Raw genomic sequence first — 26,659 nt, forward strand, 5'->3', positions numbered from 1 at the left:
CTGCTATCGGGAGCAAGCCCCCTCCCACATGGGATTGGGGACATTCTTGGGCCTAGTGCACAACCCAACTGAGCAGCCACAATCCCAGGAGCAACCAGATAATTCCCATGATGATCGACGCCCGCATGAACGCACGCACGGCCGAATACAGCAGCATCAGCCCGACGATCAAGGTGATGATGCTGATGATCGAGGTGTCCATGCCCAGGGTGCGCGACAAGCCATCGATAAAGTTGCCGCCGGCATGGGTCAGGGCTCCGAACAAGCCGCTCAGACCGTCGACGATAAAGCGGATGACGGAGCCGAGCGCCTGGCCCAACCACTCGAAAAAGCTTTCTACCTGCATGTGCGTGTCCTGATAAGAAGGTGGGCGTAACTGTGCCTTTGGTCGTTGTTGCGACAGGCGAGTTCCCTACAAGCATAGAGGTTTGCCCGGTTGAATTTGCGTTTTGTTGCCCGCTGGACACTGCTGAGCCTGTTGTTGGTCATTGCCCTGCTATGGCTGGCCGACCGCATCTGGCCCTTGCCGTTGCCCCAGGACGACCTGGCCCGGGTGGTGTTGGCCGAGGACGGCACGCCGTTATGGCGTTTTGCCGATGCCAACGGCGTATGGCGCTACCCGGTGCAAACCAGCGAAGTATCACCGTATTACCTGGACGCGCTGCTGACCTATGAGGACCGCTGGTTCTACCGCCACCCCGGCGTCAACCCGCTGGCTCTGGCGCGCGCTGCGTGGCAGAACCTCACCGGTGCGCGGGTGGTGTCGGGCGGCAGTACCTTGTCGATGCAAGTGGCCCGTTTGCTCGACCCGCATTCGCGCACCTTCCTCGGCAAGTTGCGTCAACTGTGGCGTACCGCGCAGTTGGAGTGGCACCTGTCCAAGGAGCAGATTCTCAACCTGTACCTGAACCGCGCGCCGTTCGGCGGTACGTTGCAGGGCGTGGCGGCGGCCAGTTGGGCGTACTTGGGCAAATCCCCGGCGCAATTGACCCATGCCGAAGCGGCGCTGCTCGCGGTGTTGCCCCAGGCGCCGAGCCGCTTGCGCCCGGACCGTCACCCGCAGCGCGCCCAGCAGGCCCGGGACAAGGTGCTGCGCCGTCTCGCCGAGTTCCAGGTTTGGCCTCAGGCGGCGGTGGATGAGGCGTTGGAAGAGCCGCTGCTGCTCGCGCCGCGCCTGGAGCCGAGCCTGGCACCGTTGCTGGCGCGCCGCTTGAACCGTCCTGACAGCCCGCCTTTGATCCGCACCACGGTGGATGCCACGTTGCAGCGCCGTCTCGAAGATCTGCTGCTAGGGTGGCGCGCACGGTTGCCCGAGCACACCTCCGCCGCCATTCTGGTAGTCGAGGAAGAAACCATGGCCGTGCGCGCCTACCTCGGCTCGGTCGATATCAATGATGCCAAGCGTTACGGGCATGTGGACATGATCAGCGCGCTGCGTTCGCCCGGGTCCACTTTGAAACCGTTTTTGTATGGCATGGCCTTGGACGATGGCTTGATTCATTCCGAATCCCTGCTGCAGGACGTGCCGCGCCGCTATGGCGATTACCGGCCGGGCAATTTTTCCATGGGCTTTACCGGGGCGGTGCCGGCGAGCACGGCACTCTCCAGCTCGTTGAACCTGCCGGCGGTGCAATTGCTGGAAGCCTACGGGCCGAAACGCTTTGCCGCCCAAATGCGCATCGGCGGGATGCCGCTGGCGTTGCCGGCGTTGGCCGAACCGAACCTGGCGTTGATCCTGGGCGGTGCGGGCAGCCGCTTGGAGGACCTGGTGAGCGGCTACAGTGCGTTCGCCCGCGACGGCAAGAGCGCCACCCTGCGTTTGCAGCCGGATGACGTGCTGAGAGAGCGGCCGTTATTGTCGCCGGGGGCCGCTTGGATCGTGCGACGTATCCTCAGCGGCCAGGCGCGCCCCGACCGCGACCCGCGGGCCGAACTGGTGCAACGCCCGACGCTGGCCTGGAAGACCGGCACCAGCTATGGCTTTCGCGATGCCTGGGCGATTGGCGTGGGCCCGCGTTACCTGATTGGTGTGTGGATCGGTCGACCGGACGGCACGCCAGTGCCGGGGCAGTTCGGCCTGGCCTCGGCGGCACCGTTGATGTTGCAGGTGCATGACGTGCTGACCAACCGCGACAGCCAACGCGGCATCAGCGCAGCCGTCAAGTCGGTGCCGGCCAATGTGGGCGTGGCGGCGATCTGTTGGCCATTGGGCCAGCCGATGAACCGCAGCGACCCCAACTGTCGGCGCCAGCGCTTTGCCTGGACCCTGGACAACACCACGCCGCCGACCTTGCAGGCGTTGGACCAACCGTTGAGCGTGGGCTTGATGGAAAGCATCTGGGTCAACGCCAAGGGATTGCGGGTCGATGCGCATTGCCCTGGCGCCGAACCGAGAAATATTGCGCTGTGGCCGGCGCCGCTGGAGCCGTGGCTGCCAAGGGTGGAACGCCGTGAAGCGCGCCTCCCGGCAGCCGACCCGGAGTGCCCGCCACCGGCACTGGCGGCGTCATCGCCGCTGTCTATCGTTGGCGTGCGCGAAGGCGACCAGTTGCGCTTGCCCGCCGCCAGCCAACAAGCCCTGCGCCTGAAACTTTCCGCCCTGGGCGGCAGCGGGCGGCGCTGGTGGTTCCTCAATGGGGCGCCGCTGGGTGACAGTGGCAATCAGGATTTCATCAATGCCAGTTTCGAGCGATTGGGGCGTTATCAACTGAGTGTGCTGGATGAGGCTGGGCAGACGGCCAGGCTTGAGTTTAGCGTTGTTGACTAGGGCCTCATCGGGGGCAAGCCCCCTCCCACAGTGGATTGTGTTCACAAATCAAATGTGGGAGGGGCGGTGCGACGATTCGACTTGCCCCCGATGGCGTCCTCAAACCCGCCACCGCTATTCACTTGCCTTCAATCCCCATCCCCCTGAAGCTATACCCATTCAGGAGCCCCCAATGAACCTCGAACACCTCACCGAACGCCTGCACCGCATCCGCGATACCAACGACTGGAAGCCGTTCCACAGCCCGAAAAACCTGGCCATGGCCGCCAGCGTGGAAATGGCCGAACTGGTGGAGATCTTCCAATGGCTGACCGAAGACCAGTCACGCCAGTTGCCGGCCGATAAGCTGGCGCACGCCGGCCAGGAAGTCGGCGATATCGTGCTGTACCTGCTGTTGCTGTGCAGCGAGCTGGGCCTGGACATGAACGAAGTGGTGCGCGCCAAACTGGCCGACAGCGAACGGCGGTTTGCCCATGAGTGACCGGCATTTCGACCAGTTGGCCACGCGCTTCGCCGAAAAGATCTACGGCGGCGCCAAGGGCGCGATTCGCCTGGCGGTGTTGCAGGCCGACCTCACCGAAGCCTTGCCGGACCGACCGTTGCGGGTGCTGGATATCGGCGCGGGGCTGGGGCATATGTCGTTGTGGCTGGCTGAGCGCGGCCATCAGGTGACCCTGGCCGAGCCCGCCGAGCCCATGCTCGAAGGCGCACGCCAGCGTTTTGCCGAAGCCGGGCAGAGCGCCACGTTCATCCATGCGCCGTGGCAAGACTTGCTTGGCCAGCTCACCGAACCCTACGACCTGGTGCTGTGCCATGCCGTGCTGGAATGGCTGGCCGAACCCCATGCGATCCTGCCGGTGCTGCACCAGTTGACGCTGCCCGGCGGCTGGCTGTCCCTGGCGTTCTACAACCGCGATGCGCTGATTTACCGCAACCTGCTCAAGGGCCACTTTCGCAAGATGCGCAAGAACGACATGGCCGGCGAAAAGCAGAGCCTCACGCCGCAACAGCCGCTGGACCCTCGGGAATTGGCAGCGCAACTCGACGGGCTCTGGCAGGTCGAAAGCCAAAGTGGCGTGCGCGTGTTCCACGACTATATGCCGGTGGAATTCCAGGCGCGCGCCGACCTGCAGGATCTGTTGGAGATGGAGCTCGCTCACCGTCGTCACCCAAGCTTTGCCGGGCTTGGGCGTTATTTACACTGGATCTGCCGCCCGGTTTAAGCGGCCCAGTCTGCGGAGGTCGAAATGCGTCGTCTCTGTTTGATCCTGTTGTCCCTCGGGCTGGGGGCTTGCTCCAGCCCCAACCCTTATGTGGCCGCTTCGGCGCCGATGCCGCCGGCGCCGGCCCAAGCTGCGCATACGTTTGACGCCAGTGCTTACCCGGCACCGGTGCGCGACTACGGCGCTTACCGCAACTGGGCCTGGCGCAACGGCCAATTGCCGGCCGGCACCGCCTGGGCGGACTCGGCCCAGGTGGCCGAAGCGGTCAGTGGCGCACTGGACCAGCGCGGCCTGCGGCCCCTGCATGACAATCGTGCGCCCGACCTGCTGGTCAGCGCCGATGTGCGCCTGGAAAAGCGTCTGCGGCAAGTCCGGGATGACTATGGCTACGGTTATGGCGGCTACAACCGCTATGGCAATGGCTACGGCATGTACAACTCGGTGCCGGTGGTGCGTACCTATGAAGTGCAGGTTGTGGTGGTGCGGGTCAATCTGTTCGATGCCCGCAGCGGCCAGCCGGTGTGGAGCGCCAGTGCGGAAACGGGCAGCCAGGGCAGCCTCAGTGAACGTGCGGATGCGCTTCGCCAGGCTGTACAGAAGGCAATGACGGCCTACCCGCCGAGTTAACCGCTATTCTCATCTAAAGCCTGGACCCATCGTTGGAGAGCCACCATGTTTTGTCGTATCGCTACGCTTGCGTTTGTGCTGCTGCTGGGCGGTTGCCAGAGCAACCAGGTCAACCACGATTTTGACGCCAGCCGCGACTTTGGCGCCTACCGTAACTGGGCCTGGAAAGACCCGGCGCTGCAATACCGCCCGGATGACCCACGCATCAAGAGCGACCTCACCGAGCAACGCATTCGCCAGGCCGTGGGCGAGCAGCTTGACCAGCGCGGCCTGCGTCCCGCCGCGCCCGGCACCCGGCCTGACCTGACGGTGCAGGCCTACCTGATCGTCGAAGACCGCCAGCAGCAAGTCTCCACCAACTACGGTGGCGCCTGGGGCGGGCCGTGGAATGGCTATTGGGGCGCGCCGATGTACAACGAAACGCGCAACATCACCTACAAGGTCGCGACCCTCCAGATCGACCTGCTCGACGGCAAGGACGGCAAGCTGGTGTGGCGCGGCAGTGACGAGCAGATCATGGCCAGCTCGCCCAACCCTCAGGATCGCAGCAACGCCATTCGCAGCACCGTAGGCAAAATCCTTTCGAACTATCCGCCGCACTGATCATGCTCTGTAGAAGCGCTGCCCAGGCGGCGCGTCTACACTCATCGATACCCTCAGGAGAGTAAGCGCTCGGCGACTCGCCGGCACAGGAGTGCTCGATGTCTCCCCACCTTCATGGCAAGCAACGCGGCGCTGTCGGCTTGATGGCGGCCGGTGTGTTGGCGTTGGTGTTGGCGTTTACCTTGCTGGCAGTCGACAGCGGCCGGCTTTACCTGGAAAAGCGCAGGCTGCAGGGGGTGGCGGACACGGCCGCGCTGGAAGCGGTCAGCCGCGGCGGCACCTGCGCGGCCGGCTTGAGCGCGGCGTCGTTTGCGGCGCAAAGCGTGGCGCGTAACCAGTTCGTCGTGGGCAGCGGTAATACCCTGGCCATCCGCTGCGGTGCGGTCACCACCGGTGCGTCCGGCCAGCGCCTGTTCACAGCCAACCCCGCCGTGTCGTCAGCGATCGAGGTGGTGGTCGGCAAAACCGTCACCACCAGCGTGGCCGGCGGCGTCTGGTCGCTGTTTTCCGGAAACCCGGTCAGTCTCAATACCCAATTGACCGCCATGGCTGTGGCAGCCAAACCCACGCCACCGAGGGCCCAGTTGAGCATCAGGAGCACCCTGGTCAGCGTCGATAGCGCCAGCGCCGGGGCGCTGAACGCGATTTTCAGCGGGCTGCTCGGCGGCGCGGTGAATGTGTCGGTGCTCGGCTGGAATGGCTTGCTCAACAGCAACATCAATATGCTCAATTACCTCGACCAGTTGGCCCTCGACCTGCACGTGACCGCCGGTGACTACACCCAACTGCTCAACACCACGGCGACCGCTTCGCAGTTGCTTCAGGCAGCGATTACGGTGCTGGGCAGCAACGCGTTGACGGTGGATGCCGTGACCGCCCTGGGCATTATCAAAGCGGGTGCAACCAACCCGGTGCCGCTGACCCTGGGCAAGATCCTGCAAGTGCAAACGGGCACCACCGCCGCTGCGCTGAATGCCAATCTGCAGGTCTTCCAACTGGTCCAGGGCGTGGTGCAGCTTTCCGGTAGCCAGAGCGCGGCGGCGGTGGCCTTGCCTGTCAGCGTGTTGGGGCTGGCCAATATCACCACGCAGATCAAAGTGATCGAGCCGCCGCAACTGTCTGCCATCGGCAATCCGATACTCGCGGCGGCCAACCCCTTGGGCCCGAATAAAATTTATGTGCGCACCGCCCAGTTGCGCACTCAAGTAACAGTGAGCTTGCCGCTGCTGAGCAGTGTGTCCGGCTTGACCATGGCGGTGAACGACCTGATTGGGCCGCTGACCCCGGTGCTCAATGGCCTGCTGAGTTTGAACCTCGTCACTACGATCAACTCGGCGTTCTGCCTGCTGGGGGCCGGTTGCCAACAGCTGGACATTATTCCGGTGCCGGGTAACGTGCCGCTCAAGATCGTGCTGGATGCCGGCGGCGCCAGCACGTATGTCACCGGCTACACCTGCCCGACGGGCAGCGCGGGCACCAAGAGCCTGACCGCCCATACCGTCAACTCAATTGCGTCGCTGAATGTCGGCAATATCAGCAACGCGTTTTCCTCCACTCTGCCAATGAGCGTGGCGCCGTTGCCGCTGGTCGATATCGGCGTCAAGACCTGCCACAAGATCCTCGGTATCGGCAGTTGTGACCCTCGCGTAGCGTTTGCCGGCGGCGGCATAGCGATCAACGTGCAAAGCCCGGTTGTGGGAAGCAACAGTGAGCAGAACCTGGTGTTTTCCAGCACCACGCCCTTCGCCACGCCGCCCAATGTGGGGCTGGCGCCCGCTTATCAGGCGGCGGTGCCGGCCAGTAATCTGGTGAGTGGGCTTTCCACCGCGCTCACGGGTGTGAGCATTACCGCCTATCAACCGGTGGGCAACAACCCAGTGGGCAGTCTGATCGCAAACACGGTGGCGTTGCTCAGCGGCGTCAACGCCTTGGTAACGCCCGTGTTGAATAATGCCCTGAGTCCATTACTCAACCCCATCCTCAACAACCTGTTGAACAGCCTGGGCGTCAGCCTGGCAAACGTGACCGTGGGCGCCAACCTGAGCTGCGGCCAGACCGGCGAGGCCTACCTGGTGATTTAAACGTCGGTGGCCCTGGGCAGTTCCACGCAAAACCGCGCGCCGTGCTCACCGTTGCTGACGCTGAGGCGTCCGCCCATGTTCTCGACGATGCCGTAGCTCACCGACAGGCCCAGCCCGGTGCCCACGCCAATCGGCTTGGTGGTGAAGAACGGTTCGAAGATGCGTTCCAGCAGACGCGGGTCAATCCCGCCGCCGTTATCCTCGACCCAGATGCGTACGTGGCGGCTGTCGTGTTCGGTATGCAGGGCAATCCACGGGCGCAGTTCCGGGTGCTTTTCCTTAAGGTTCAACAGCGCATCGCGGGCGTTGACCATCAGGTTGATCAGCACTTGCTCCAACTGGTCGACGTAGCCGGTGACCCGCACCGGGATATCCGCTTGGGTCAGCTTTATTTCCACGCCCTTGCCGCGCATGCCTTCGCTGAGCAGTGACAGGGTGCCTTCCACCGCCTGCGCCGGGTCGAAGGGCTGCTGCTCGACTTCCGAACGGCGGCCGAACACGCGCATGTGGTCCACCACCCGCGCCGCGCGTTGTACCTGGGCGTCGATGCGCTGGAGTTTCTCGGTCAGGTAGTCGATCTGCGCGTCGCCATTGCCCAGGCGCTTGAGTACGTTGACGATGGCCATGCGCATCACGTTCAGCGGCTGGTTGATCTCATGGGCCAGGCCGGTGGCCATTTCGCCGAGGGTGGCCATTTTCGCGCTTTGCGTCAGCTGTTGCTGGGAGCGCCGCACTTCGGTGTTGTCGCGGCCCACGGCCTGCACTTCGAGCAAGTTGCCCTGTTCATCGAACACGCCACGGTCCGACCACACCCACCAGGCATGCTCGCGCCCCGGCAGTTGCAGGCTGATTTCCGCCGTGCTCACGGGAAACTCCGCGGTCAGTTGCTCAATGCGCAGCACAAAGGCTGCGCGTTGCTCGGCCGACAGCCAGTGGCCCAGGTTAATCCCGGGCAACTGGTCGGGCAGGCATTCCAGGTAATTGGCCAGGGGCGTGTTGCCGAAGGTCAGGGTCAGGTCCGGACGGTAGCGGCAGATCATTGCCGGTGAGTCTTCCACGAGGATGCGATAGCGCTCCTCGCTGTCCTTGACCTGCTGTGCGGCCAGGGTGGCGTCGGTGACGTCCAGCCACAGCCCGACCGCCTCCACCGGCAGGCCGAGGTCGTCGCGCAGCAACTTGGCCTCGTCGAGCAGCCAGTGGTAATCGCCCTGTTTATCCTGCACCCGATAACGGCTGCGCACGCTGCCTTCACGCAAGAGTTGGCGCGTGCGCTGGAAGTACAGGTCACGGTCTTGCGGGTGGACCCATTGCACCAGGCTGTCGTGGCTGCATTCGGCAAGCGTGCGGCCCAGCAACGGCAGCAGGCTGTCGCTGAAAAACACCGGTTGCAGGGCGCCGTTCTCATAGCGCTGCACGTAGATCACCGCCGGCGAGCTGGCGATCAGGTTGTCCAGACGGGCATGGGCCGCGTCGGCTTGCAGTTGCTGGTTCTTGATGTCGCTGATATCGAGCATGAAACCGATCCAGCGGCGCTGCTCACCCACGCCCAGCACCTGGCCCTGCACGCGGTACCAGGTGGGCGGCTGGTCGCTATCGCCACGGTTCAGGCGCACGCTGGCCAGCAAGGGTTTGCCGAGGGTTTGCAGGTCGAGCAGGCGGCTGTGCAATTCCTGGCGGTCAGCGGGGTGGATGAGGTTCAGCCAGGTGTCCAGGGCTTGTCGGGTCGGACCTTCTTCGGGGTCCAGGTTGCGCATCAATTGCGGTGCGAGCTGGATCTCGCCGCTGGCGGGCAGCAACTCCCACCAGCCGGTGCCGAGCAAGCCCTGCAGGGCTTCCTGGCGTTCCAGTTGCAAGTGATGGCGGTGTTCGCGCAGGCGACTGAGCAGCGGGGCGGCGAGGGCGGCGGCGAGGTTCAGCCAGTCACGTTCGCGGGTGTCGGGTTCACCGCTGTAGGCCCCGCACAGCAGCCACGCGGCGACGCCCTGTCCATCGCGATACGGCACCAGGAAACCCTCGGCATTGCCAAACACACTGTGCAGGCGCGGGTGTTCGCCGCGACCGTAAGGCGCTTGCAGGCTCAACGGGGTGGTGCCGTTGAGGCTGTCCAGGCAGGTGCCGAGGCGCTGGCCGGGGTGCCAGAACAAGGGCGCGTCATGCTGGGCATATTGGCTGTAGACCACCCAACCCTGATCCTCCTGATCAAGCAGCGCCAGGGCGACACAGGGGATGTGCCAGCGCTGCGCCACGCTGCACAACTGTTCGTTGAACACATCGGGCAGTCGGTTGAGGCTGCACACGCGCAGTTGTTCGCTGACCTGGCTGGCCAATTGCTGATTCTGTTCGCGCTGTTCGGCCAGTCTTCGGCCCTGAAGCAAGTCGCCGATGTCCACCGCCAGCAGGCGCCAACCCTGCTCGTAAGGTTCGAGGGTGCCGCGGGTATGCAGGAGTTGCCCGCCGATGCCCTGGAAATCCAGGTCCAGGCTGTGGCGCTGCCAGTCGGCGGGCACCCCTTCCACCGCCAGGGCGCTGTGGGCCGACAACAAGGCTCGCAGCGGCGACGCCTCGGCAGGGAGCGCCAGGTGTGAACGCAATGTGCCGCTGATGTCGAGCACCTGACCTTGCGCATCCAGCTGTACCTGCAACCCGGCCGAAGGTGGCGCAGCGGGCGCGGTGACCAACGCGCTGCCACGGCCGAGCAAGCGCCCGAACAGTTTGTCGCCCGAGGTCAAAACTGCAAGCTCGACTGGGCCTGCAGCGTCGCCGGCAACTGCGGCACGCTGCCAATGCCGGGCAGCACGATAAACGGCATCACGGCGTGCAGATTGGCGGAGGGATAGTTGATCTGCACCGACAACAAGCCATCTACGAAGCTGGTGCTGACCTGGGTCGCCGCATTGAAGTTGTAGGCGTTGGGGATCCACCGCAGGCGGTTGGAAATCGCGCTTTTGGCGGTGGTTTGCACCGCAGTGCTGTAGCCCGGCATGGCCGGGTCGAGCCCAACGCTCAGGCGCACGGCTTCGGCGGTGGCCTGGGTGAACGACTGCATCAACAGCAGCGGCAGGCTATAGCTGACCAGGCCGTAGAACACGGCGAAGAACATCACGAACACGGCGACGAACTCAATCGCGGCCGTGCCTTTCTGCGTGTTGGGGAGGCTAGTTTTCATCACCGCGTCTACCCTGACGGCTACTACTTGATATCAGCATAGAATCAATCGGCGAAAAGGGATGTTTTTTACGTGATCCAGGGTGCGGTGGTGCTGTTGTGGCTGGGCCTATGTGCGGTGCAGGACACGCGGCAGCGATTGCTCGCCAATCGCCTGACCCTGGGCGTTGCACTGTTGGCGGCGGTCTACCTGTTCTGGACCGGCAGTACGTGGCTCGGCGCCTCCATCGGCCAGGGCCTGTGGGCCTTCATGCTGGCGCTGCTGCTGACCTTGCCGGGTTACGCCGTGGGCCGTCTCGGCGCCGGGGATGTGAAATTGCTTGCGGCCTTGGCACTGGTGTCGGATGCCGACTATTTGCTGGGGGCGTTTATCGCCGCTGCGGTGGCGAGTGGGCTCTGGCTTTTGCTCGCGCCACGTCTCTGGCCGCTTATGGCTCAAAGGCTTAGAGATTGCCTGCGACACCTGGCGCCTGAACCGTCAAAGAAGCTGCCATTTGCCCCGTTCTTGTTGGTGGGATTTACGCTTGTCTGGTTTTGGATCCATTAAACGTCGCAAGGCATTAACGCTATGTACATAGTCGGAAAGTACGTCTACGTTTAATGAAGCGTCGTGTAGGAATATTCGTGGTCAAGGAAAGTTTATTTTGGCTTGCCAGGCATGGAGTAGCGCGTGAACAAGCTTATCTCTGCAGTAAAAGTGCTCGTGGTCGACGATCAGCCGCTGATTGTGGAAGAGCTTTGCGAATTTCTTGAAAGCAGCGGGTTCCGTTGTGTCCCGTGTGAGTCCAGCCAGCAGGCCCTGAAACGCTTCAGTGAAGATACCGAGATCGGCCTGGTGCTGTGCGATTTGCATATGCCGGGCATGGACGGCATCGAGTTGGTCCAGGCGCTGCAAAAAGTTGCCGGCCGGCAGCGGGTGTTCGAGGCGATCATGCTGACCGGGCGTGCCGACAAACAGGACGTGATCAAGGCCCTGCGCGCCGGGATAGCGGACTACTATCAGAAGCCGATTAACCTTGAGGAATTGCTTGAAGGTTTGCAGCGTCAGGAAGCCGCGCTGCAAGAGCGCAAGAATGACCTGCAACTGGGTAACTTGAACCAGAAGCTGCAATTTCTTACCGAATCGATCAACGACCTGTACCAGGACCTCGATAAAGTGCGCCGCAGCCCGGCGAGTGAGGAGGCCTCGACGGACGAAGCCGGGGTGGTGGAGATCCCAGCGATATTCAACCAGCTGTCACCGCGCCAACTGGATGTGGCCAGGCTGGTGGGGAAAGGGCAGACCAACTACCAGATTGCCTGTGAGCTGGGCATTACCGAGAACACCGTCAAACTGTATGTGTCGCAAGTGTTGCGGCTGACGCATATGCATAACCGTACGCAGTTGGCCTTGGCGTTATCGCCGAACAACTCGGCGCTGCGCCAGCGGGTGACGGCGCACTGATTGATCGTTCCCACGCGGGTGGGAACGATCTATGAATCCAGGTCAGTTGCTGCCTTCCGTTTTCCCGCCGATTTTCTGCTCGAAGAACGCCGGAATCTCATGCTTGAAGCTGTCCACCCAGCGCTGGGCGGCCACGTCGCGTTCGGTGGCGGAGGCTGTCTGTGGCGTGGTCGACGCAGCCCTGCCGCTGACCTGCAAGGCTAGCCAGTTCTCCGTGGCTGCCTGCTGCGGGGAAGAGGGGCCTGGCTCGATGGCCATGACGCACGAGGGCAAGGCCAGCACGGCCACGCTTGCGAGATAGGGCAGTTTCATCATCAATTCCTCGGGTTGCTGTTGGCGTCACCGACCGTGGCGATCTGGTCCCTGGCCTTGGCGGCGGACACGCTTGAAGCCTTGAGTTTTTCGGCGCGAGCCTGGGCTTCGGTGACGTGTTCGGGCCCCAGGCCCATTTGGCTGACCACTTGCGCGGCCTGTTTCCAGTTGTCTTGGTAGATCAGCAGCGTCACCAGGTTGATGGCTGCGAGCGGGTCGCTCTGCTTGAGTTCCATGGCGGTCATGAATTCAAACCGCGCGTCTTCCAGGCGCAGTTGGTTGAGGTACACCACGCCCAAATCGTTGCGGATTTTTTCGTCGGTGGGCGCCAGCCGCGCCGCGCGCTGCAAGTGGGCCATGGCCAGGCCATTGTCGCCTTGGGCCGAGGCCAGTTGCCCCAGGCCGTGTTCGCCTTCGGCGGCCATACAGGTGCCGAGCAGGCTGCGGTACAGCGGTTGCGCCTCGCTGCGCCCGAGCAGGCGATAAGCCTTGGCCTGGCGCAGGCGGACCTGGGGCAAGCCGGCCGGCAAGCTCTGCAGGTTGGCCAGGCTGGCGTGCAGTTTGCCGCCGTTGGCCATCTCGTCAGCCAGGTTCAACGACAGCTCCTGATCGGAACTGGGTTTGGGGCAACTGCCGGGGGCTGTCAGGGCGCTCCATGGGGTTTGGCCATTGGTGGCGCAACCCCCCAGCAGCAACAGGCTCAAACCGGCGATCAAGGCTTTCATCGGGCGCTCCTCATAAGTGACTCAAGGCCCGGGTGATACCGATGAAGGCGGGTCCCCCGAGCACGATCAGCAAGGCGGGAAACAAAAACACCATCATCACCACCGACATCTTTGCCGACATTTTCGACACGAATTCCTGGATGCGCGTGAGGCGTCGGTCGTCGAGCAATTGCTTGAGCGCCAGCAGCGACTTCATCGCACCGCCGCCTTGATGGACCAGTTGCTGGAGAATGACGCAGGTGTCGGTGAACTCATCCACCGCCAGCAGCCTGGCGGTGGTGCCCAGTTCCTCACTGAGCTCCAACCCGGAATCGACCCGATGCAGAATCAGCTGCAGTTCATGGGTGAGTGCCGGCAGCAGGCGTTGCGCTTCGATGCTCAACACGCGCAACGCCTGTTCCACCGCCATGCCCGATTCGAACAGGATCCGCAGCAGCGGAATGAAGGTCGAGACCTCTTGGGCGATACGCTGCTGACGCGCCTTGGCCACGCTGGCCAGGATGCGCTTGGGCAACAGGTAGCCGACCCCCAGTGCGATCAGGGGCACCAACCACGGCGAGTCGCTCTTGGGAAACAGCACCTGCTGAGCGATCACGGCAACGACCAACAGCAGCACCGGCGTACCGATCTGGAACGCGGCGAACATCGAGCGCTGGCTGGCCTTGCGCCAACCGACGCGGTTGAGCAGCGTCTGGGTTTCGTTGTCCAGGCTGACTGAACGTTGCGCAAGCGGGCTGTTGCCCAGTTGACGCATCATCGCACCCAGACGGTGTTCGCGGCCCATCCGGCCTTGCAGGCGTTGAGCAACCAGGCGTTGACCACGCCGTTGCTTGAGCAGGTTGGCCAGTACCAGCGCCAGGGCGGCCAGGAACAACACGGCGCTGATCAGCAGCGAAATAGCCATCTCAAACGCTCCGCAACATGCGCCACAAGGCGAAGCAGCCGAGCACCTGCATACCCAGTGCGACGAATAACAGCATGCGGCCCGTGCCGTCGTTCCACATGGTCATCAGGTAGGCCGGATTGACCGCCAGGAAATAGCCCACCATTGAAATCGGCAGCGCGGTGAGCACGTAAGCGGTCACCCGGGTCTCGCCGGTCAGGGCGCGCAGCTGGCGCGCGGCCTGCTCGCGCTCGCGGATCATCTTGATCAGGTTCTCCAGCAGTTCGCTGGCGTTGCCGCCATAGCGGTGGTTGACCTTCAAACCCAAGGCGAACAGACGCAATTCGTCACGCTCATAAAATTCAGCGAAGTCATGGGCCGACTCCGGCAGGCTGACGCCCAGTTGCACGTTGCGCTGGATTCGGCCCATGGCGGTTTTAAGCGGGTCCTCGGCCACCTCGATACCGCCCAGCACCGCGTCGGCCAGGGTGCGCCCGGCCTTGAGGCTGCGCACGGTGTGGTCGAGCAGTTGCGGCAGTTGTTCGATCATGCGCTTGATGCGCCGTTGGTAACGCCAGGCGATGTACAGGCGCAGCAGCACGGGCGGCAACACCAGCATCACCAGCAGGCCGGGCCAACTGGCGAGCATCAACCCCAGCGCCACGCCCAGGCCCCACGCGGCCAGCCACAGCCCCAGGCTGTCGGTGGGTTTGCCCAGGCCTGCGCGCAGGAACATGCGCTCCAGGCCACTCCACGAAGCGGTTTGCTGGGCGAGCTGCGGCTGGCCTTCGGCGAGGCGCCCCAGCACGCGTTCGGTCTGGGCACGGCGCAAGCCATTCTGGAATGCGCGAATCGACAGGCCGATCAGCATCACGCAGATGAGTAGCAGGATGGCCCCGGTCATGCTCGATTCCCCTTCACGGCTAGGCCGGTTCGCGGCGCAGTTTGTCGCCGGCGGGGTTGACCGCCTCGCGCACGAAGCCGAAGCCGGTGCGCCGATCATGGCGAAACAGGGTGTTGGTCACGTACACGTCTTCGCGGATACCCACCACCTCGACCACTTCGCTGACACAGCGGCGACCGTCCGGCAGGCGGGTCAGTTGGACCACCACGTCCAGCGCCGCGCAGATCATTTGCCGCAAGGTTTTTTCCGCGATGGCGCGGCCGGTCAGGCCCACCAGGGTTTCCAGGCGCAGCAGGGCATCGGCGGCATTGTTGGCGTGCACGGTGCTCATGGAGCCGTCGTGGCCGGTATTCATGGCGGTGAGTACATCGAGCACTTCCACGCCTCGAATTTCGCCGAGGATGATGCGGTCGGGGCGCATCCGCAGGGCGTTGCGGATCAGGTCGCTGGCCTTGACCTCGCCATGCCCCTCGGCATTGGGCGGGCGGGTTTCCAGGCGTACCACGTGGGGATGGCCCAATTGCAATTCGGCCACGTCTTCGATGGTGACAAGGCGTTCATGGGGGTTGATCAACTGGCTGAGAATATTCAACAGCGTGGTTTTACCGGTGCCGGTCCCGCCGCTGATAAGGATGTTGCAGCGCTTGCCCACCGCCTCCTGGAAAAAGTCGAAGATGTTCTGATCGATGGTCTGCATGGCCACCAGATCGCTGCTTTTGAGCATGTCCTTGCGAAACTTTCGAATCGACAGGCATGGCCCGTCCAGGGCAATCGGCGGGATGATCGCATTGACCCGGCTGCCATCGGGCAGGCGCGCATCGACCATCGGCGACGACTCATCCAGGCGCCGCCCCAATGGCGCAAGGATGCGTTGCATGACGCGCTCCACATGGTGGGCGTCGATAAACCGCAGGTCGCTCTGGTGCAGCAGGCCGTCACGTTCGATAAACACCCGGTGCGGGCCGTTGACCAGGATTTCGGTGACGGACGGATCGCGCAGCAGCACTTCCAGCGGACCGAAGCCGGTCAGTTCATCGACGATTTCTTCGGCCAGGCGCTCCATTTCATAGCGCGAGATCGCCAAGTGCATGCGGTTGATGTACTCGGCCACTTTGTCGATGACAAATTGCGCCAACGACGGGCGTGAGCCTTCCAGCAGATTCTTCCCCGACTCTTCGATGGCATCGATGATGTAGCGATGCAGCACCAGCTTCAGGCCGTCGTGGTCGGCATTGCCACCCAGGCCGCGCGCGGGTGCGCCGAAGAGTTTTTCACTGTTCATTTATCGGCTCCCAACAGGCGTTCCAGCCAACGGCCGGGTGGTTTCCTGATGGCGCCTTCAGAGCGTTTGGCCAAGCGCTCGCCCAGGGTTTTCAGCGCTTGAGTCAGGGCTTCGCGCGGCGCCAGCGCAAACAGGGTTTGCCCTTGGTTTTGAGCGTTCAGCCGTATCTCCGGGCTCAGTGGCAACACCGCGATCACTTCCAGGCCGAAGCTTTTGCTCAACGCGTCGGCGTCAGGCGCACAACTTTTGATGTAGCGATCGATCAGCAGCTTGGCGTGGTCAAGCTTCATGCCCTTTTCCCGCCATTGGGTCAGTACCGCCAGGTTACGCCGGCAGTCGAGCACGTTCTGGTCGGTGCACCACAGCAGCTTGTCGCAATGGCTGACAAAGGTGCGCAGGGCTTCGCTGTCCGGCTGGCCGACCAGGTTCACCACAATGTGCTGGAAGTGTTGACGCAACGCGCTGAGCAGCATGTAAAGCTCGGCGGCGCTGGTGCGCTCCAGAGGCTCATCGTTGGGTGCGTAGGCGAGCATGCGCAGGCCGTCTTCGGCAGAGGTGAACGCGCTGTTGATCAGCGTAGCGTCGAGCCGTCGCATATGGCGCAAGGCATCGCCGAAATTGAACGAACTTTCCAGGCCCAGCAGCGCCAGGCTGTCACCGCGAGGCAGGCCCAGGTCGAGCAGCAGTGTTTGCTGGCCGCTCTTTTGCACCACCAAGGCCAAGTGGCTGGCCACTAGCGCGCCGTCGGAGTTGCCCTGGGTGCCGTACAGCACCGACAGCCCGCCCAATTGCGTATTGGTGGCGACCGGCGGCAGGCGCTTGCTCAGGCGGCGGACCAGTCCGGCCACTTCGCTGGAGCGCGAGCCGTAGGCGACGAAGTCCCGCGCCCCGGCGCGCATTGCGTTGAGCACCAACTGGTTGTCCATACCGTCACCGAGGGCGACGATGGCCAGCATCGGCTTGGCTTCCAGCGCGCCTTCGATCAGCGCGCTCTGGGCCACCAGATGCTCACGGTCAAGGCCGATGAACACCAGGTTGGCGAAGGTCACGTCCACCAGCGCCAGCAGTTCATCCAGGGTGCCGCTGCCGGCGCTGACCACTTGGCCAAGGGGCGCCAGCGCGCCCTGCAGCCATTCCAGGTCGGTGGTATTACGGGTGATCGCCAGGAAGGTCTGGCTCAGATGATCGCTCATTGGGACAACCCGTTAAGGCGGTCGAAATTGCCATTTTCCAGGAAGAACAGGCGGTACCAGTTCGGGTCGTAGTTGCGCATTTTCTCGCCGGGCAACGACGGCAGTTGGGCATTGGCTGCCAGCGGTTGTACCAGGTGCGGCGTGACGATCATCAGCAGCTCCTTATCCTCGCGGCTGACCGACGAATCGCGAAAGAACGCCCCCAGGATCGGGATGTCGCCCAGGCCTGGGAACTTGCTGATGTTGGTGGTGGTATTGCTGCTGATCAGGCCGCTGATCACGAAGCTTTCGCCATCGGCCAGGGACACGCTGGTGTCGGTACGGCGAATGGTCAGCGCCGGCACGCGGATATTGTCGAGGACCACGGCGTTGGTGTAATCCAGCTCGCTGACCTCCGGTGCCACCTTGAGTGAAATGCGGTTACGGTCGATCACGGTCGGGGTGAGGGTCAGGCGAATGCCGAATTCCTTGTATTCGATCGAGATGTTATCGCTGCCGCTGCTCGGCACCGGAATCGGTATCTCACCGCCGGCGAGAAAGGTTGCGCTTTGCCCGCTCATGGCAACCAGGCTTGGCCGGGCGAGGGTGTAGGCAAAGCCGCTGCTTTCCAGGGCGTTGATCATGGCCGAGACGCGACCACCGCCAAAGCCGATGTTGAAGCTGTCCGCGCTCACCGGCAGTTTGAAGGTGCTGGGTGCAGGCGACAGCAAGTTGGGGCTGCCCAGGAAGAAGTTGCTGCCGATGCCCAGGATCTTGGTGCTGGCTTCCTTGAGTTTGGTGCGGCTGACCTCGACGAAACGGATATCGGTCTGGACCTGGCTGGGCAACGAAGGGTCATCGGCGGGCGACAGCGACAGGCTGGTCAGGGCGGTGTTGGCCTTGCCCTTGACGAACACCATGCTTTGGCGCGGCGTGGCCGAACAGGCGGTCCAGACCATCAGGCTGGTGGTGCCGGGGCCGACGCCGGTCAGCAGGAAACCACGGTCGCCATTGAGATGAACGTCGGCGATTTTCGGATCGCCAATGGCCAGGCGCGTGATCGGCACCGGCGATTGCAACTCCTGTTGCAAGCCTTCGCCGACCGACAAGGCGGCGGGCAACTGTGCCAGGCTGGCACAATTGCTCGCCGCCGCCATGGACAGCCCGATGTACAAATGCGACAGCAGCAGGGCACAGGTGATTCTCAGCGTGAACACCGGTATGAAACGTCGGTTCATGCACAGCATCCTTGTTCAGTCGGGAGTTTGTTGGGTTGCTTGATTGCCGCGTATCACCTCGACGCCGGAGCGGCGCGGGGTGCTGCTCTGGGCCAGTTTTTTAGGTGCCTGGGCGAAGGCCAGTTGGGTGAACTGATAGAGGTCGCGGTTAGCGCTCTGCAGGTTGCCCGGCGTATCGCCTTCGCCGGCCCAGTAGCGGCTCAGCAGACGTTCATCGGCGCTGCGCACAGCCAGGCGCAAGGTACCGGCCTGGGTAGCCAGCATCAGCCGGCTCAGCAACTGTTCGGGCACGGCCAGCACCACCGTGCGCGAGGGGGCATGGCGCTGGGCTTTCTCTTCGGCGGTCAGCGCGGGAGGGGAGGCGGGGTTACCGTCATTGGTCAGGCCCATCTGGTCGCCGACGCTGAGCAGGCGTATGGCGGGGATCACCACCTGGGCCGATTGTTCAAGGTTGGCGGCGTCCTGGCGCAGGTACAGCAGCACGTCCACATAGTCGCCTGGACTCAACTGGCCGGCCGCGCCAATTACTTCATCGACGGCGACCGCCAGGGCGCGTTCATCGGCACGGATCATGCGCGCCAGCGGCCCGCCAGGGGTGAAACTTTCTTCGTTGAGCCAGGTGCCTGCGCTGAGCCCCCGCCAGGGGGTACGGCCAACGGCCTGGTCGATACGGCTCATGCTGCCGGCAGGTGCCGTGCGCAGTTTTTCAAGGCTCAGGTCAGCGGCGTTCAGCGCGACGAAGGGGGGCACATCATGGGCCAGCACGACGACCGACTGGCGGGTCTGGTCTTCCACCACGGCTACGGCTTTTTCGACGGGAGCAGCCGGTGGCGGCGGTGGCGGCGCCGGAGCAGGCTCACGGCTGAGGACCAACCCCCAGTAACCGGCAAACAGCGCACCGATCAGTAACACACCGGCCAGTACCATGCTCAGACGCGTGTTCATGACGGCTCTCCCTTTCCTGTTGCACTACTAAACCCGTTTATCCAACAGGCTAATTCGCAACCCGGCTGCTATGAACAGTGGCTCACTATTGCGACTAACTATTTTGCTATTTGAAGGTAGTTCAGCTAGGACGAAATGCCATTACTGACAGAAAGATTTCTTCATGGCGCAGGACGTGTCCTTTGAAAACACGCGTTTAGAGCGTCAGAAAAGTACCTACTACTTTAGGACTAATCAGTTCTTACAGTTGTGAGGGTGAGCTTTGTTGTCAATGCTCAGATGGCACATCGCAATTACTGTGCGGTACCGGGATAGGGCGCTTGGTCGCCTGAGGAGAAACCTTATGTTCCTTGCTCTGCTGATGAAACTTCATGTTCAACTGCAGTTATTGTTTCATCGTAAAGACGGCGCGACAGCAATCGAATACCTGATCCTCGTGGCGATTGTGGCGCTGGTAGTTCTGGCAGCCGGGACGACACTGGGGCCGCAAATCACGGCTTTTTTCACCAGGATCGGGACTGCCCTTACGCCCACTTGACAGCTTACTATGAGCACAATCCTAACTGGCCGATGACGTTGTCAAGGTAATGCTCATGAATGCTGCCGTATCCCCCCGCCAGCAGATCCTGCTGGTGGACGACGAAGAAGATGCCCTCGTTGAACTGGCCGAATCGCTGGAGAACGAGGGCTTTGTCTGCTTTACCGCTACCTCGGTGACGTTCGCGCTGCAGGAACTCACCCTGCACCCCGATATTGCCCTGGTCATCACTGACCTGCGCATGCCTGAGGAAAGCGGTATCTCCCTGATCAAGCGCCTGCGCGAACACACCTCCCGCTCCCACCTGCCGGTGATCGTCATGTCGGGGCATGCGGAGATGGATGACGTCAGCGACATGCTGCGCCTGCAGGTGCTGGACCTGTTTCGCAAGCCCATCTACCTCGCGCGACTGCTCGATACGCTGAACAGTTTGTTTCCCAAAACCATTAGCGTGCTGTAGGAGCGAGCTTGCTCGCGAAGAACGCCAAGGTGACGCGGGGTGCCAGGATGACCGCGTCATCGTTAACGTTCTTCGCGAGCAAGCTCGCCCCTACAGTGATGGGTTTTACAGCTGATAACTGAAACTCAAGGTGTAACGTGGCCGCCGATTGAAGCTGTCCAGGGCGATGTCCGACATTGGCTTGGCGGCTTCCAGGGCGATGTTGTAGTACTTGTTATCGCCAAAGCGCAGGCCCACCGCCGCCGAAGACATGTCGTTGGCCTTGACCGGCAGGTCGTTGAACCAGGTCTTGGCGCGGTCGAGCACCACGTAAGGTTGTAGCACCTTCACCCAGTCGCCGGCACGGTTGAAGCTGTAGTTGACCTCGTACGCCACGCCCCATCCCTTGTCACCCGAGCCCTGGTCATCAGGGTAGCCACGGCCGAAGTTCTGCCCGCCAAACGTGGCGCGTTCGCTGTCGGGCAGGGTGTTATTGCTCCAGTAGAGCGCACCTGAAAGCACGCCTTGCCAGTTGTCGAAGAACTTGTCGCTCTGCACGCCGGACAGGCGCAGGCGGAAGAAGTCGAGGTCGGGTTTTGCCACGTCAAGGTCACTGCGGGCCTTGGCGCCTAAACCGTCGATACCCTGATACAGGCCGCCGCTGAGGATGCGTAACTGCCGGGCGTCGGCCTTGCGCCAGTCACCTTCGAAGGCCAGGGCGCGCAGGTTGGATTCGATATCAAAGCGCAGCGGGTAGCCGACCAGCTTATAGCGGGTGGTCTGGTCTACCGCATACAGGCGCGTGCCCAGGGTGAGTGACTCGGTGGGCGAGGCAATGAAGGGGTGACTCAGGCCGATGGAGTAGCGATCAATCGACTGGTGCGGTTTGAGTTCGAAGCCGCCGTCCAGTTGCACGCTGCTGCTGGGATCGGCGCGATAACGCTCGGCGGCGAGTGCCAGTTGGGTGCCTTCGGCATTGACGAACTGGTTGTAGTCCACGCGGTAGTAGTGCTCTTTGTCCTCACCGGGTGGGAACAGGCCGCTGAGGCTGAGCTGTTCGCCCAGAGATGTTTGAGCATTGCTGGTTGCACTGAGCAAGGCTTGGGTGCCGCCACGGCTTTTCTGCACCAGGCTCATGCTGGTGGTGAAGGGTTTGCGGCTGGCCTGGATCTGCATGTGCGTGGCGCCATCGGTGGTGCCCGGTGGCGGCACCTGCGCCTGTACGGTGAGCCCGGGAATGCGGCTCATCAGGGTGGTGTAGCGTTCGAAGGTCTTGCGCGTAAGAGGGCGTTCGGCCAGCAGCTTTTGCGCCAGTTTGTCGACGTAGGCCGACACCGAGCCGATGTCGCCGGTTTGTTGATAATCTTTGATGTAACCCTCCACCAGCACCACGCGGACCAGGCCGTTTTCAAAGTTCTGTTGTGGCAGAAACGCGTAGGACAACAGGTAGCCATCCTGCTGGTAGCGCCGGGTGATGCCACGGGTGGCCTCGATCAGTTGCGCGAGGTTGGTCTCATGGCCAATCAACGGCGCGTAGGCTTGGGCCGTCTCGGTGAGCGGGTAGACCGTACCGCCTTCGATCTGCAGCTTGCGGATGGTGACCTTGGTGTCCATCAACAATGGCTGGCTCGCAGTGGGCGGCGCTTGCGGCACCTGGGTTTGCGGTGTGGCCGGTCGATAGGCGTCGGCGGGCAGGTTGGGGACCGGTAGGGTGCGCACGGTGTCGTTGCTGTTGAGGAAACTGGGAAGGGCCTCGGCCTGGACATAAGCACTGAGGGTGAGCAAGAACAACGGCGTGAACACGCGCATAGGACACTCCATGGTCAACTGCAGCAGCGTTTCGGGCCCGCCGCGTTCTGAGCGCGGTTGGGGAGGGCGCTGGCTGTCTACATCCCAGCAGCAGCCCATAAAAAAGACGAGAGACTTAGTCAGGGTCTCTCGTCTCAACCAAGCGTAGGCGCTGTAGGGGAGGCCGTCTAATCGGCCAGGTGCATTTCTATTTGCCGGTCAGGCCGTTCAGCAAACCGCCCAGGCCTCCCGTTGTGGCAGTGCTGCCGGTAGTGGTCGTGGTGCCTGTGGTGGTGCCGATATTCAGGCCGCCGAGCAGGCCGCCGCTGGTACCACCGGTGCCGCCTGTGACCAGGCCACCTACCGAGCCTACGGTGTTGCCGACGGCGGTTACGGTGGTGCCCAGGGTATTGGTGACCGGGTTGGCGTTGGCGGCGGTCAGGTTAGTGCCCAGGCTGCTGACGGCGCCGCCGACTTGAGTCACCAGACCGTTGACCGGAGCGCCGACGCCCGTGGTGGTGCCGATGTTCTGGGTCAGTGCGGTGACGCCGGATGTCACGGGGTTCAAGGCTGCGCCGACACTCGTGGCTACGGTGGCGACCGGTGCCGTGGCGCCGGTGTTGGCGACACCCGTGCCGCCCAGGACAGTACCCACGGAGGCAATGGTGTTGCCCAGTGCGCCGCCGGTTACACCGGCTGCACTGACGGTACCGTTGGTGTTGCCGATGTTCAGACCGGTACCAACGTTGTTCACCAGGCCGCCGACCAGTTCCGGTATACCAGGCGCTGCTGCACCACCGGTTGGCGCCACATAGCCGCCGGATTTGTCGAGTGTGCCGCCTACGCCCGCCAGTACGCTGCCGACGACAGTGGTCACAGGGTTTCCGGTCCCGCCGGTACTGGCGACCTGAGTGCCGAGGCTGGTAACGGTGGCGCCCAGTTTATCCACCAGGCCGTTCACAGGTGTGCCCAGGCCGGTCGCCTTGCCGAGGTTGCCGGTGGTGTTTTCCACCAGTGAAACCACGGGCACCAGTACTCTGCCGCCCAGGGTGCCGGTCAGGGAACCCAATGGGCCGGTGGTGCTGGCAGTGCTGAGGGTGTCGCCGAGCATGGTCACCGCGGTGCCCACGTTATCCACTACGCCACCGACTGCGCCGCCTACGCCACCGGTCAAACCGCCGACGACGGGAACGCCGCGCAGGGACGTCGACAGCGATCTGCCGGTGACCGACAGGCCATCGCCCAAGTCAGCGACGCCAGTGCCGACACCTGCCACCGTGATGCCCAGAGAATTGCTGTTGGTACCCAGCGAGCCCAGGCCCGTGGTCACGCCAGTGCCGATGCTGGTAACGGCGGTGCCGGCTGAAGTGACCAGGCCGCCTGCCGTTGTGCCGACAATCGGGACACCGTTCAAGGTCGAACCGAGATCACCCACCGCTGCGCCTACATTGCCTACGGTGGTGCCGAGGGTGCCGGCGATCTGACCAGTGACGAGCGGGGTGGTTGTCGAACCGGTGCCGCCGCCAGTGCCACCGCCGGTACCACCAGTGCCGCCGCCGGTACCACCAGTGCCGCCACCGGTACCGCCAGTGCCGCCGCCGGTACCACCAGTGCCGCCACCGGTACCGCCAGTGCCGCCACCGGTACCGCCAGTGCCGCCACCGGTACCGCCAGTGCCGCCGCCGGTACCACCAGTGCCGTCGCCGGTACCACCAGTGCCACCGCCGGTACCACCGCCAGTGCCGCCACCCGTACCGTCGCCGCCGCCAGTGCCACCACCGGTTCCGCCACCCGCACCACCACCGGCACCTGCGCCAGCATCCGGCGAGGACGCCGCTACGTTGGATTTATGCCCGCCACCACCGCTGCTGCAGCCGCCGAGGCTCATGGCCAGAATCAACGCCAGCGCGGTACTTGCTTTCCAAAACACGAGTTGAGTTTTCATGATTGAGTTCCCTGCACCTGGTACAACCTTGGTTGTTTCAAACGCCCGCTATTTATTGGGTTAGCGATACGTTTGTCCGTGTGGTTATCACAGACCGGTGCCGATGTTCTCGCAACGCTCAACTTGGTATTAACGATTTATATACATAAGGTCTTAGTCGGCTTAACGATTAGTACAAACGATATAGGTTATTAAAATACCGAGTTTTAGTTCCTTATAAATCAAAAGGTTAAATAAAATAGCGGACCCGATCGGATCCGCTATCACTAAAGGTGTATATATACAATTAATCAGTTGTCTTCAGACAATCGGCCGCCACTTACCAAGCATATGCTGTAGGTCGCCAGTGCCGCTCAACACTAACTCGCCATGTGAGCCGGCGCCGGTAGTCATCAGGCTTACTGCACTGGGCAGGCGCACGGGTTTCTTGAAGTGCACCTCAATTTCAAAAGGGGCGACTGGCAGTTGTTCGTCCATCGCCGCGAGCGTGCGGGCCTTGTTCCACAGCCCGTGGGCGATGGCCTGGGGGAAACCGAATAACTTGGCCGTCGGTGCGCTGAGGTGAATCGGGTTGTAGTCACCGGAAACGCGGGCGTAGCGGCGACCGATATCGGCAGGCGCTTTCCAGCGTGTCAGTTCGCTGAGGGGCGCATCGACCGACAGCCCGTGTTCCTCGGCCTCGCCGTCAAGCTTCACGCCTCGGCATAACATCGTGCTTTGCGCTTCCCAGAGTAAACCCAGGGCGTCCTCGACGACGGTCACCACATCGAAGGTCGCGCCCTTGGCATGGGGCTTGAGATTGTCCGTATACACGCCGACGGTCAGCTCACTCACACTGCCCAGGGGCCGGTGAATGCGAATGCGGTTGCTCAGGTGGATCAGCCCCAGCAACGGAAACGCGAACGCCTTGTCGGTGAGCAGTTGCATTTGCAGGCCGAACGCCAGGACATGCGGATAAGTCGCTGGCAGCATCGGGCTGTCGGCAAAGCCGCAGACCTTGCGGTAAGCCGCGACCGCCGTGGGGTCGACGCGGACCTGGCAGCGCAAGCCGAACTCGGGCAGTGTGCTGCCGGTGATCTTGCGCTTGAGTGCCGCACGCCAGTACAGCGGCGGTAGAAATGGAGTGCTGTCCAACGTCTGCCATTGCATGGTTACGCTCCCAGAAGACTTTGCCCACACACCCGCAGTGCCTGGCCGCTGACCGCGCCCGAGCCCGGCTGGCTCAGCCAGGCGACAGCTTCGGCCACGTCCTGCGGCACGCCGCCCTGGCCCAGTGAACTCATGCGCCGTCCGGCCTCACGCAGGGCAAACGGAATATGCGCGGTCATCTGGGTTTCGATAAACCCTGGCGCCACGGCATTGATGCTGATGCCGCGTGTGTGCAACAGCGGTGCCCACGCCTGGGCCAGGCCGATCAGCCCAGCCTTGCTCGCGGCATAGTTGGTTTGCCCGCGATTGCCGGCGATGCCGCTGATGGAGGCCAGCAGCACCACGCGGGCGTTGTCGCGCAGGGTGCCGCTGTCGAGCAGCGCCTTGGTCAGCACCTGCGGCGCATTGAGATTGACCGCGAGCACGGCGTCCCAGTATTCCGGGGTCATGTTGGCCAGGGTCTTGTCACGGGTGATGCCGGCGTTGTGCACCAGGATATCGAGGCCCTCGGGCAGGTGCTCGATCAACTGGGCGGCGGCGTCCTCGGCGCAGATATCCAGCGTGAGGGTGCGCGCATTCAAGCGGGCGGCCAGGGCGTCGAGGTCGGCCTTGGCCTGGGGTACATCCAGCAGGATTACGTCGGCGCCATCGCGGGCCAGGGTTTCGGCGATGGATGCGCCGATACCCCGCGCGGCGCCAGTGACCAATGCTTTGCGCCCGGCCAGCGGGCGCGTCCAGTCTTCGACCGGCGTGGCGCAGGCCTGCAGGCGAATCACCTGCCCCGAGATATAGGCGCTCTTGGGCGACAGGAAAAACCGCAACGCGCCTTCCAACTGGTCTTCGGCCCCCTCGCCCACGTACAGCAGCTGCATCACGCCGCCGCTGCGCAGCTCCTTGGCCAGGGAGCGGCTGAACCCTTCCAGGGCCCGCTGGGCGCTGGCGGCGAACGGGTCGCTGAGGCTTTCCGGCGCACGGCCAAGGAGCACCAAGTGGGCGCTGTGATCGAGGTTTTTCAACAAGGGCTGGAAGAATTCGCGCAACTGCTTGAGCTGGTCGGTGTGCTGCAGGGCGCTGGCGTCGAACACCACCGCCTTGAGTTTGGGGCCGTGCCCGGGAATCCACGCTGGCGCGTCCAGCGCTTCGGCGCCGTAGCTATAGATGGCATCGGTAAGTTTGTTGGCAAACGGCAACACGTGGTTTGCCAGCGCACCACCACCCAGCAGCAGGGCGCCCTCCACTGGGCGCAGGCGCCCGGCTTGCCAGCGTTCCAGGCGTACCGGTGACGGCAGGCCAAGGGCGGCGACCAGGCGATGGCCGAGGCTGGAATTGGCGAAGTCGATATAACGGTCAGACATGGAACGCTCTCCGAAGGCTGGGGTTCAAAGGTTGACCATCCCAGGGTAGCAGTCGTTCGACTAGGCTCACTGAT

25 protein-coding genes are annotated in these 26,659 nt (G+C 63.1%); 10 read left to right on the forward strand and 15 right to left on the reverse strand.

All coding sequences use genetic code 11. From position 1 onward, the window contains the following. Window positions 1-52: 52 nt before the first annotated feature. Window positions 53-346, reverse strand: coding sequence for a hypothetical protein (locus QF045_RS06055; RefSeq protein ID WP_124384936.1), 294 nt, complete (start codon window positions 344-346; stop codon window positions 53-55). A 90-nt stretch (window positions 347-436) separates the two neighbouring features. On the opposite strand from QF045_RS06055, the gene pbpC reads away from it, so the two are divergent. The 6 genes from pbpC (at window position 437) to QF045_RS06085 (ending at window position 7,301) form a co-directional block, all read left to right on the forward strand. Beyond that, window positions 437-2,767 (forward strand): peptidoglycan glycosyltransferase PbpC, encoded by a 2,331-nt coding sequence (pbpC, locus tag QF045_RS06060; protein ID WP_306491447.1) that lies wholly within the window; start codon window positions 437-439, stop codon window positions 2,765-2,767. Between the two features lie 172 nt (window positions 2,768-2,939). Next, a complete protein-coding gene (locus tag QF045_RS06065; protein ID WP_058423592.1) occupies window positions 2,940-3,248 on the forward strand; it encodes a MazG-like family protein in 309 nt (102 codons plus the stop codon). After that, on the forward strand, window positions 3,241-3,990 hold the full coding sequence (locus QF045_RS06070) for a methyltransferase (RefSeq protein ID WP_306491448.1): 750 nt from the start codon (window positions 3,241-3,243) through the stop codon (window positions 3,988-3,990). Before QF045_RS06065 ends, QF045_RS06070 begins: the two co-directional genes overlap by 8 nt. Before the next feature lie 24 nt (window positions 3,991-4,014). Continuing rightward, window positions 4,015-4,617, forward strand: a complete 603-nt coding sequence (locus QF045_RS06075) for a DUF4136 domain-containing protein (RefSeq protein WP_306491449.1) — start codon at window positions 4,015-4,017, stop codon at window positions 4,615-4,617. A 45-nt stretch (window positions 4,618-4,662) separates the two neighbouring features. Next, window positions 4,663-5,220, forward strand: a complete 558-nt coding sequence (locus QF045_RS06080; RefSeq protein WP_306491450.1) for a DUF4136 domain-containing protein — start codon at window positions 4,663-4,665, stop codon at window positions 5,218-5,220. Between the two features lie 98 nt (window positions 5,221-5,318). Continuing rightward, entirely contained in the window at window positions 5,319-7,301 is a 1,983-nt protein-coding gene (locus QF045_RS06085) for a pilus assembly protein TadG-related protein (protein ID WP_306491451.1), read from the forward strand. On the opposite strand, the gene QF045_RS06090 is transcribed toward QF045_RS06085, so the two are convergent. Further along, complete coding sequence (locus tag QF045_RS06090) at window positions 7,298-10,030, reverse strand: PAS domain-containing sensor histidine kinase (RefSeq protein WP_306491452.1); 2,733 nt, start codon at window positions 10,028-10,030, stop codon at window positions 7,298-7,300. The two genes, QF045_RS06085 and QF045_RS06090, sit on opposite strands and share 4 nt — an antisense overlap. Further along, window positions 10,027-10,467, reverse strand: coding sequence for a TadE/TadG family type IV pilus assembly protein (locus tag QF045_RS06095; RefSeq protein WP_306491453.1), 441 nt, complete (start codon window positions 10,465-10,467; stop codon window positions 10,027-10,029). The genes QF045_RS06090 and QF045_RS06095 overlap by 4 nt, the downstream gene beginning before the upstream one ends. A gap of 75 nt (window positions 10,468-10,542) precedes the next feature. Here QF045_RS06095 and QF045_RS06100 point away from each other — a divergent pair, with 75 nt between their 5' ends. Both QF045_RS06100 and QF045_RS06105 read left to right on the forward strand, forming a co-directional pair. Beyond that, window positions 10,543-11,013 (forward strand): prepilin peptidase, encoded by a 471-nt coding sequence (locus QF045_RS06100; RefSeq protein WP_306494859.1) that lies wholly within the window; start codon window positions 10,543-10,545, stop codon window positions 11,011-11,013. Between the two features lie 123 nt (window positions 11,014-11,136). Continuing rightward, on the forward strand, window positions 11,137-11,910 hold the full coding sequence (locus QF045_RS06105; protein ID WP_306491454.1) for a response regulator transcription factor: 774 nt from the start codon (window positions 11,137-11,139) through the stop codon (window positions 11,908-11,910). Between the two features lie 42 nt (window positions 11,911-11,952). Here the strand turns inward: QF045_RS06105 and QF045_RS06110 are convergent, their stop codons facing one another. The 8 genes from QF045_RS06110 to cpaB are packed head-to-tail and all read right to left on the reverse strand — an operon-like array spanning window position 11,953 to window position 19,371. Next, complete coding sequence (locus QF045_RS06110) at window positions 11,953-12,222, reverse strand: DUF3613 domain-containing protein (RefSeq protein WP_306491455.1); 270 nt, start codon at window positions 12,220-12,222, stop codon at window positions 11,953-11,955. A 2-nt stretch (window positions 12,223-12,224) separates the two neighbouring features. Beyond that, entirely contained in the window at window positions 12,225-12,947 is a 723-nt protein-coding gene (locus QF045_RS06115) for a tetratricopeptide repeat protein (protein ID WP_306491456.1), read from the reverse strand. A gap of 10 nt (window positions 12,948-12,957) precedes the next feature. Continuing rightward, the gene (locus tag QF045_RS06120; protein WP_306491457.1) at window positions 12,958-13,851 is read right to left on the reverse strand and encodes a type II secretion system F family protein; all 894 of its coding nucleotides are present in this window, start codon (window positions 13,849-13,851) and stop codon (window positions 12,958-12,960) included. A gap of 1 nt (window position 13,852) precedes the next feature. Next, window positions 13,853-14,734, reverse strand: a complete 882-nt coding sequence (locus tag QF045_RS06125; RefSeq protein ID WP_306491458.1) for a type II secretion system F family protein — start codon at window positions 14,732-14,734, stop codon at window positions 13,853-13,855. Between the two features lie 19 nt (window positions 14,735-14,753). After that, on the reverse strand, window positions 14,754-16,016 hold the full coding sequence (locus QF045_RS06130; protein WP_306491459.1) for a CpaF family protein: 1,263 nt from the start codon (window positions 16,014-16,016) through the stop codon (window positions 14,754-14,756). Next, window positions 16,013-17,209: a pilus assembly protein gene (locus QF045_RS06135; RefSeq protein WP_306491460.1), complete on the reverse strand. Its 1,197-nt coding sequence runs from the start codon at window positions 17,207-17,209 to the stop codon at window positions 16,013-16,015. Before QF045_RS06135 ends, QF045_RS06130 begins: the two co-directional genes overlap by 4 nt. Beyond that, on the reverse strand, window positions 17,206-18,426 hold the full coding sequence (locus tag QF045_RS06140) for a type II and III secretion system protein family protein (RefSeq protein ID WP_306491461.1): 1,221 nt from the start codon (window positions 18,424-18,426) through the stop codon (window positions 17,206-17,208). The genes QF045_RS06135 and QF045_RS06140 overlap by 4 nt, the downstream gene beginning before the upstream one ends. Window positions 18,427-18,441: 15 nt before the next feature. Continuing rightward, the gene (gene cpaB, locus QF045_RS06145; protein WP_306491462.1) at window positions 18,442-19,371 is read right to left on the reverse strand and encodes a Flp pilus assembly protein CpaB; all 930 of its coding nucleotides are present in this window, start codon (window positions 19,369-19,371) and stop codon (window positions 18,442-18,444) included. Window positions 19,372-19,714: 343 nt separating this feature from the next. Here cpaB and QF045_RS06150 point away from each other — a divergent pair, with 343 nt between their 5' ends. Then, window positions 19,715-19,909, forward strand: a complete 195-nt coding sequence (locus QF045_RS06150) for a Flp family type IVb pilin (protein ID WP_306491463.1) — start codon at window positions 19,715-19,717, stop codon at window positions 19,907-19,909. A gap of 55 nt (window positions 19,910-19,964) precedes the next feature. Next, on the forward strand, window positions 19,965-20,369 hold the full coding sequence (locus tag QF045_RS06155) for a response regulator (protein WP_306491464.1): 405 nt from the start codon (window positions 19,965-19,967) through the stop codon (window positions 20,367-20,369). A gap of 105 nt (window positions 20,370-20,474) precedes the next feature. Here QF045_RS06155 and QF045_RS06160 read toward each other — a convergent pair whose 3' ends face one another. The 4 genes from QF045_RS06160 to QF045_RS06175 form a co-directional block, all read right to left on the reverse strand. Further along, window positions 20,475-22,157, reverse strand: a complete 1,683-nt coding sequence (locus QF045_RS06160) for a ShlB/FhaC/HecB family hemolysin secretion/activation protein (RefSeq protein ID WP_306491465.1) — start codon at window positions 22,155-22,157, stop codon at window positions 20,475-20,477. Between the two features lie 187 nt (window positions 22,158-22,344). Continuing rightward, on the reverse strand, window positions 22,345-24,081 hold the full coding sequence (locus QF045_RS06165) for a collagen-like triple helix repeat-containing protein (protein ID WP_306491466.1): 1,737 nt from the start codon (window positions 24,079-24,081) through the stop codon (window positions 22,345-22,347). 300 nt (window positions 24,082-24,381) lie between these two features. Then, window positions 24,382-25,230, reverse strand: coding sequence for a MaoC/PaaZ C-terminal domain-containing protein (locus QF045_RS06170; protein WP_306491467.1), 849 nt, complete (start codon window positions 25,228-25,230; stop codon window positions 24,382-24,384). Between the two features lie 2 nt (window positions 25,231-25,232). After that, window positions 25,233-26,585 carry a 3-oxoacyl-ACP reductase gene (locus tag QF045_RS06175; RefSeq protein WP_306491468.1) on the reverse strand — a complete coding sequence of 451 codons (1,353 nt, stop codon included), beginning with the start codon at window positions 26,583-26,585 and terminating at the stop codon, window positions 25,233-25,235. Window positions 26,586-26,659: the final 74 nt, after the last annotated feature.

The sequence above is a fragment of the Pseudomonas sp. W4I3 genome, from assembly GCF_030816195.1.
GTDB lineage: Bacteria > Pseudomonadota > Gammaproteobacteria > Pseudomonadales > Pseudomonadaceae > Aquipseudomonas.

Bases quoted from the DNA above. Each gene is read 5' to 3' on its own strand.
- QF045_RS06055 (WP_124384936.1), bottom strand. From the start codon at position 346: ATGCAGGTAGAAAGCTTTTTCGAGTGGTTGGGCCAGGCGCTCGGCTCC.
- QF045_RS06065 (WP_058423592.1), top strand. From the start codon at position 2,940: ATGAACCTCGAACACCTCACCGAACGCCTGCACCGCATCCGCGATACC.
- QF045_RS06070 (WP_306491448.1), top strand. From the start codon at position 3,241: ATGAGTGACCGGCATTTCGACCAGTTGGCCACGCGCTTCGCCGAAAAG.
- QF045_RS06075 (WP_306491449.1), top strand. From the start codon at position 4,015: ATGCGTCGTCTCTGTTTGATCCTGTTGTCCCTCGGGCTGGGGGCTTGC.
- QF045_RS06080 (WP_306491450.1), top strand. From the start codon at position 4,663: ATGTTTTGTCGTATCGCTACGCTTGCGTTTGTGCTGCTGCTGGGCGGT.
- QF045_RS06085 (WP_306491451.1), top strand. From the start codon at position 5,319: ATGTCTCCCCACCTTCATGGCAAGCAACGCGGCGCTGTCGGCTTGATG.
- QF045_RS06095 (WP_306491453.1), bottom strand. From the start codon at position 10,467: ATGAAAACTAGCCTCCCCAACACGCAGAAAGGCACGGCCGCGATTGAG.
- QF045_RS06110 (WP_306491455.1), bottom strand. From the start codon at position 12,222: ATGAAACTGCCCTATCTCGCAAGCGTGGCCGTGCTGGCCTTGCCCTCG.
- QF045_RS06115 (WP_306491456.1), bottom strand. From the start codon at position 12,947: ATGAAAGCCTTGATCGCCGGTTTGAGCCTGTTGCTGCTGGGGGGTTGC.
- QF045_RS06120 (WP_306491457.1), bottom strand. From the start codon at position 13,851: ATGGCTATTTCGCTGCTGATCAGCGCCGTGTTGTTCCTGGCCGCCCTG.
- QF045_RS06125 (WP_306491458.1), bottom strand. From the start codon at position 14,734: ATGACCGGGGCCATCCTGCTACTCATCTGCGTGATGCTGATCGGCCTG.
- QF045_RS06130 (WP_306491459.1), bottom strand. From the start codon at position 16,016: ATGAACAGTGAAAAACTCTTCGGCGCACCCGCGCGCGGCCTGGGTGGC.
- QF045_RS06135 (WP_306491460.1), bottom strand. From the start codon at position 17,209: ATGAGCGATCATCTGAGCCAGACCTTCCTGGCGATCACCCGTAATACC.
- QF045_RS06140 (WP_306491461.1), bottom strand. From the start codon at position 18,426: ATGAACCGACGTTTCATACCGGTGTTCACGCTGAGAATCACCTGTGCC.
- cpaB (WP_306491462.1), bottom strand. From the start codon at position 19,371: ATGAACACGCGTCTGAGCATGGTACTGGCCGGTGTGTTACTGATCGGT.
- QF045_RS06150 (WP_306491463.1), top strand. From the start codon at position 19,715: ATGTTCCTTGCTCTGCTGATGAAACTTCATGTTCAACTGCAGTTATTG.
- QF045_RS06155 (WP_306491464.1), top strand. From the start codon at position 19,965: ATGAATGCTGCCGTATCCCCCCGCCAGCAGATCCTGCTGGTGGACGAC.
- QF045_RS06160 (WP_306491465.1), bottom strand. From the start codon at position 22,157: ATGCGCGTGTTCACGCCGTTGTTCTTGCTCACCCTCAGTGCTTATGTC.
- QF045_RS06165 (WP_306491466.1), bottom strand. From the start codon at position 24,081: ATGAAAACTCAACTCGTGTTTTGGAAAGCAAGTACCGCGCTGGCGTTG.
- QF045_RS06170 (WP_306491467.1), bottom strand. From the start codon at position 25,230: ATGCAATGGCAGACGTTGGACAGCACTCCATTTCTACCGCCGCTGTAC.
- QF045_RS06175 (WP_306491468.1), bottom strand. From the start codon at position 26,585: ATGTCTGACCGTTATATCGACTTCGCCAATTCCAGCCTCGGCCATCGC.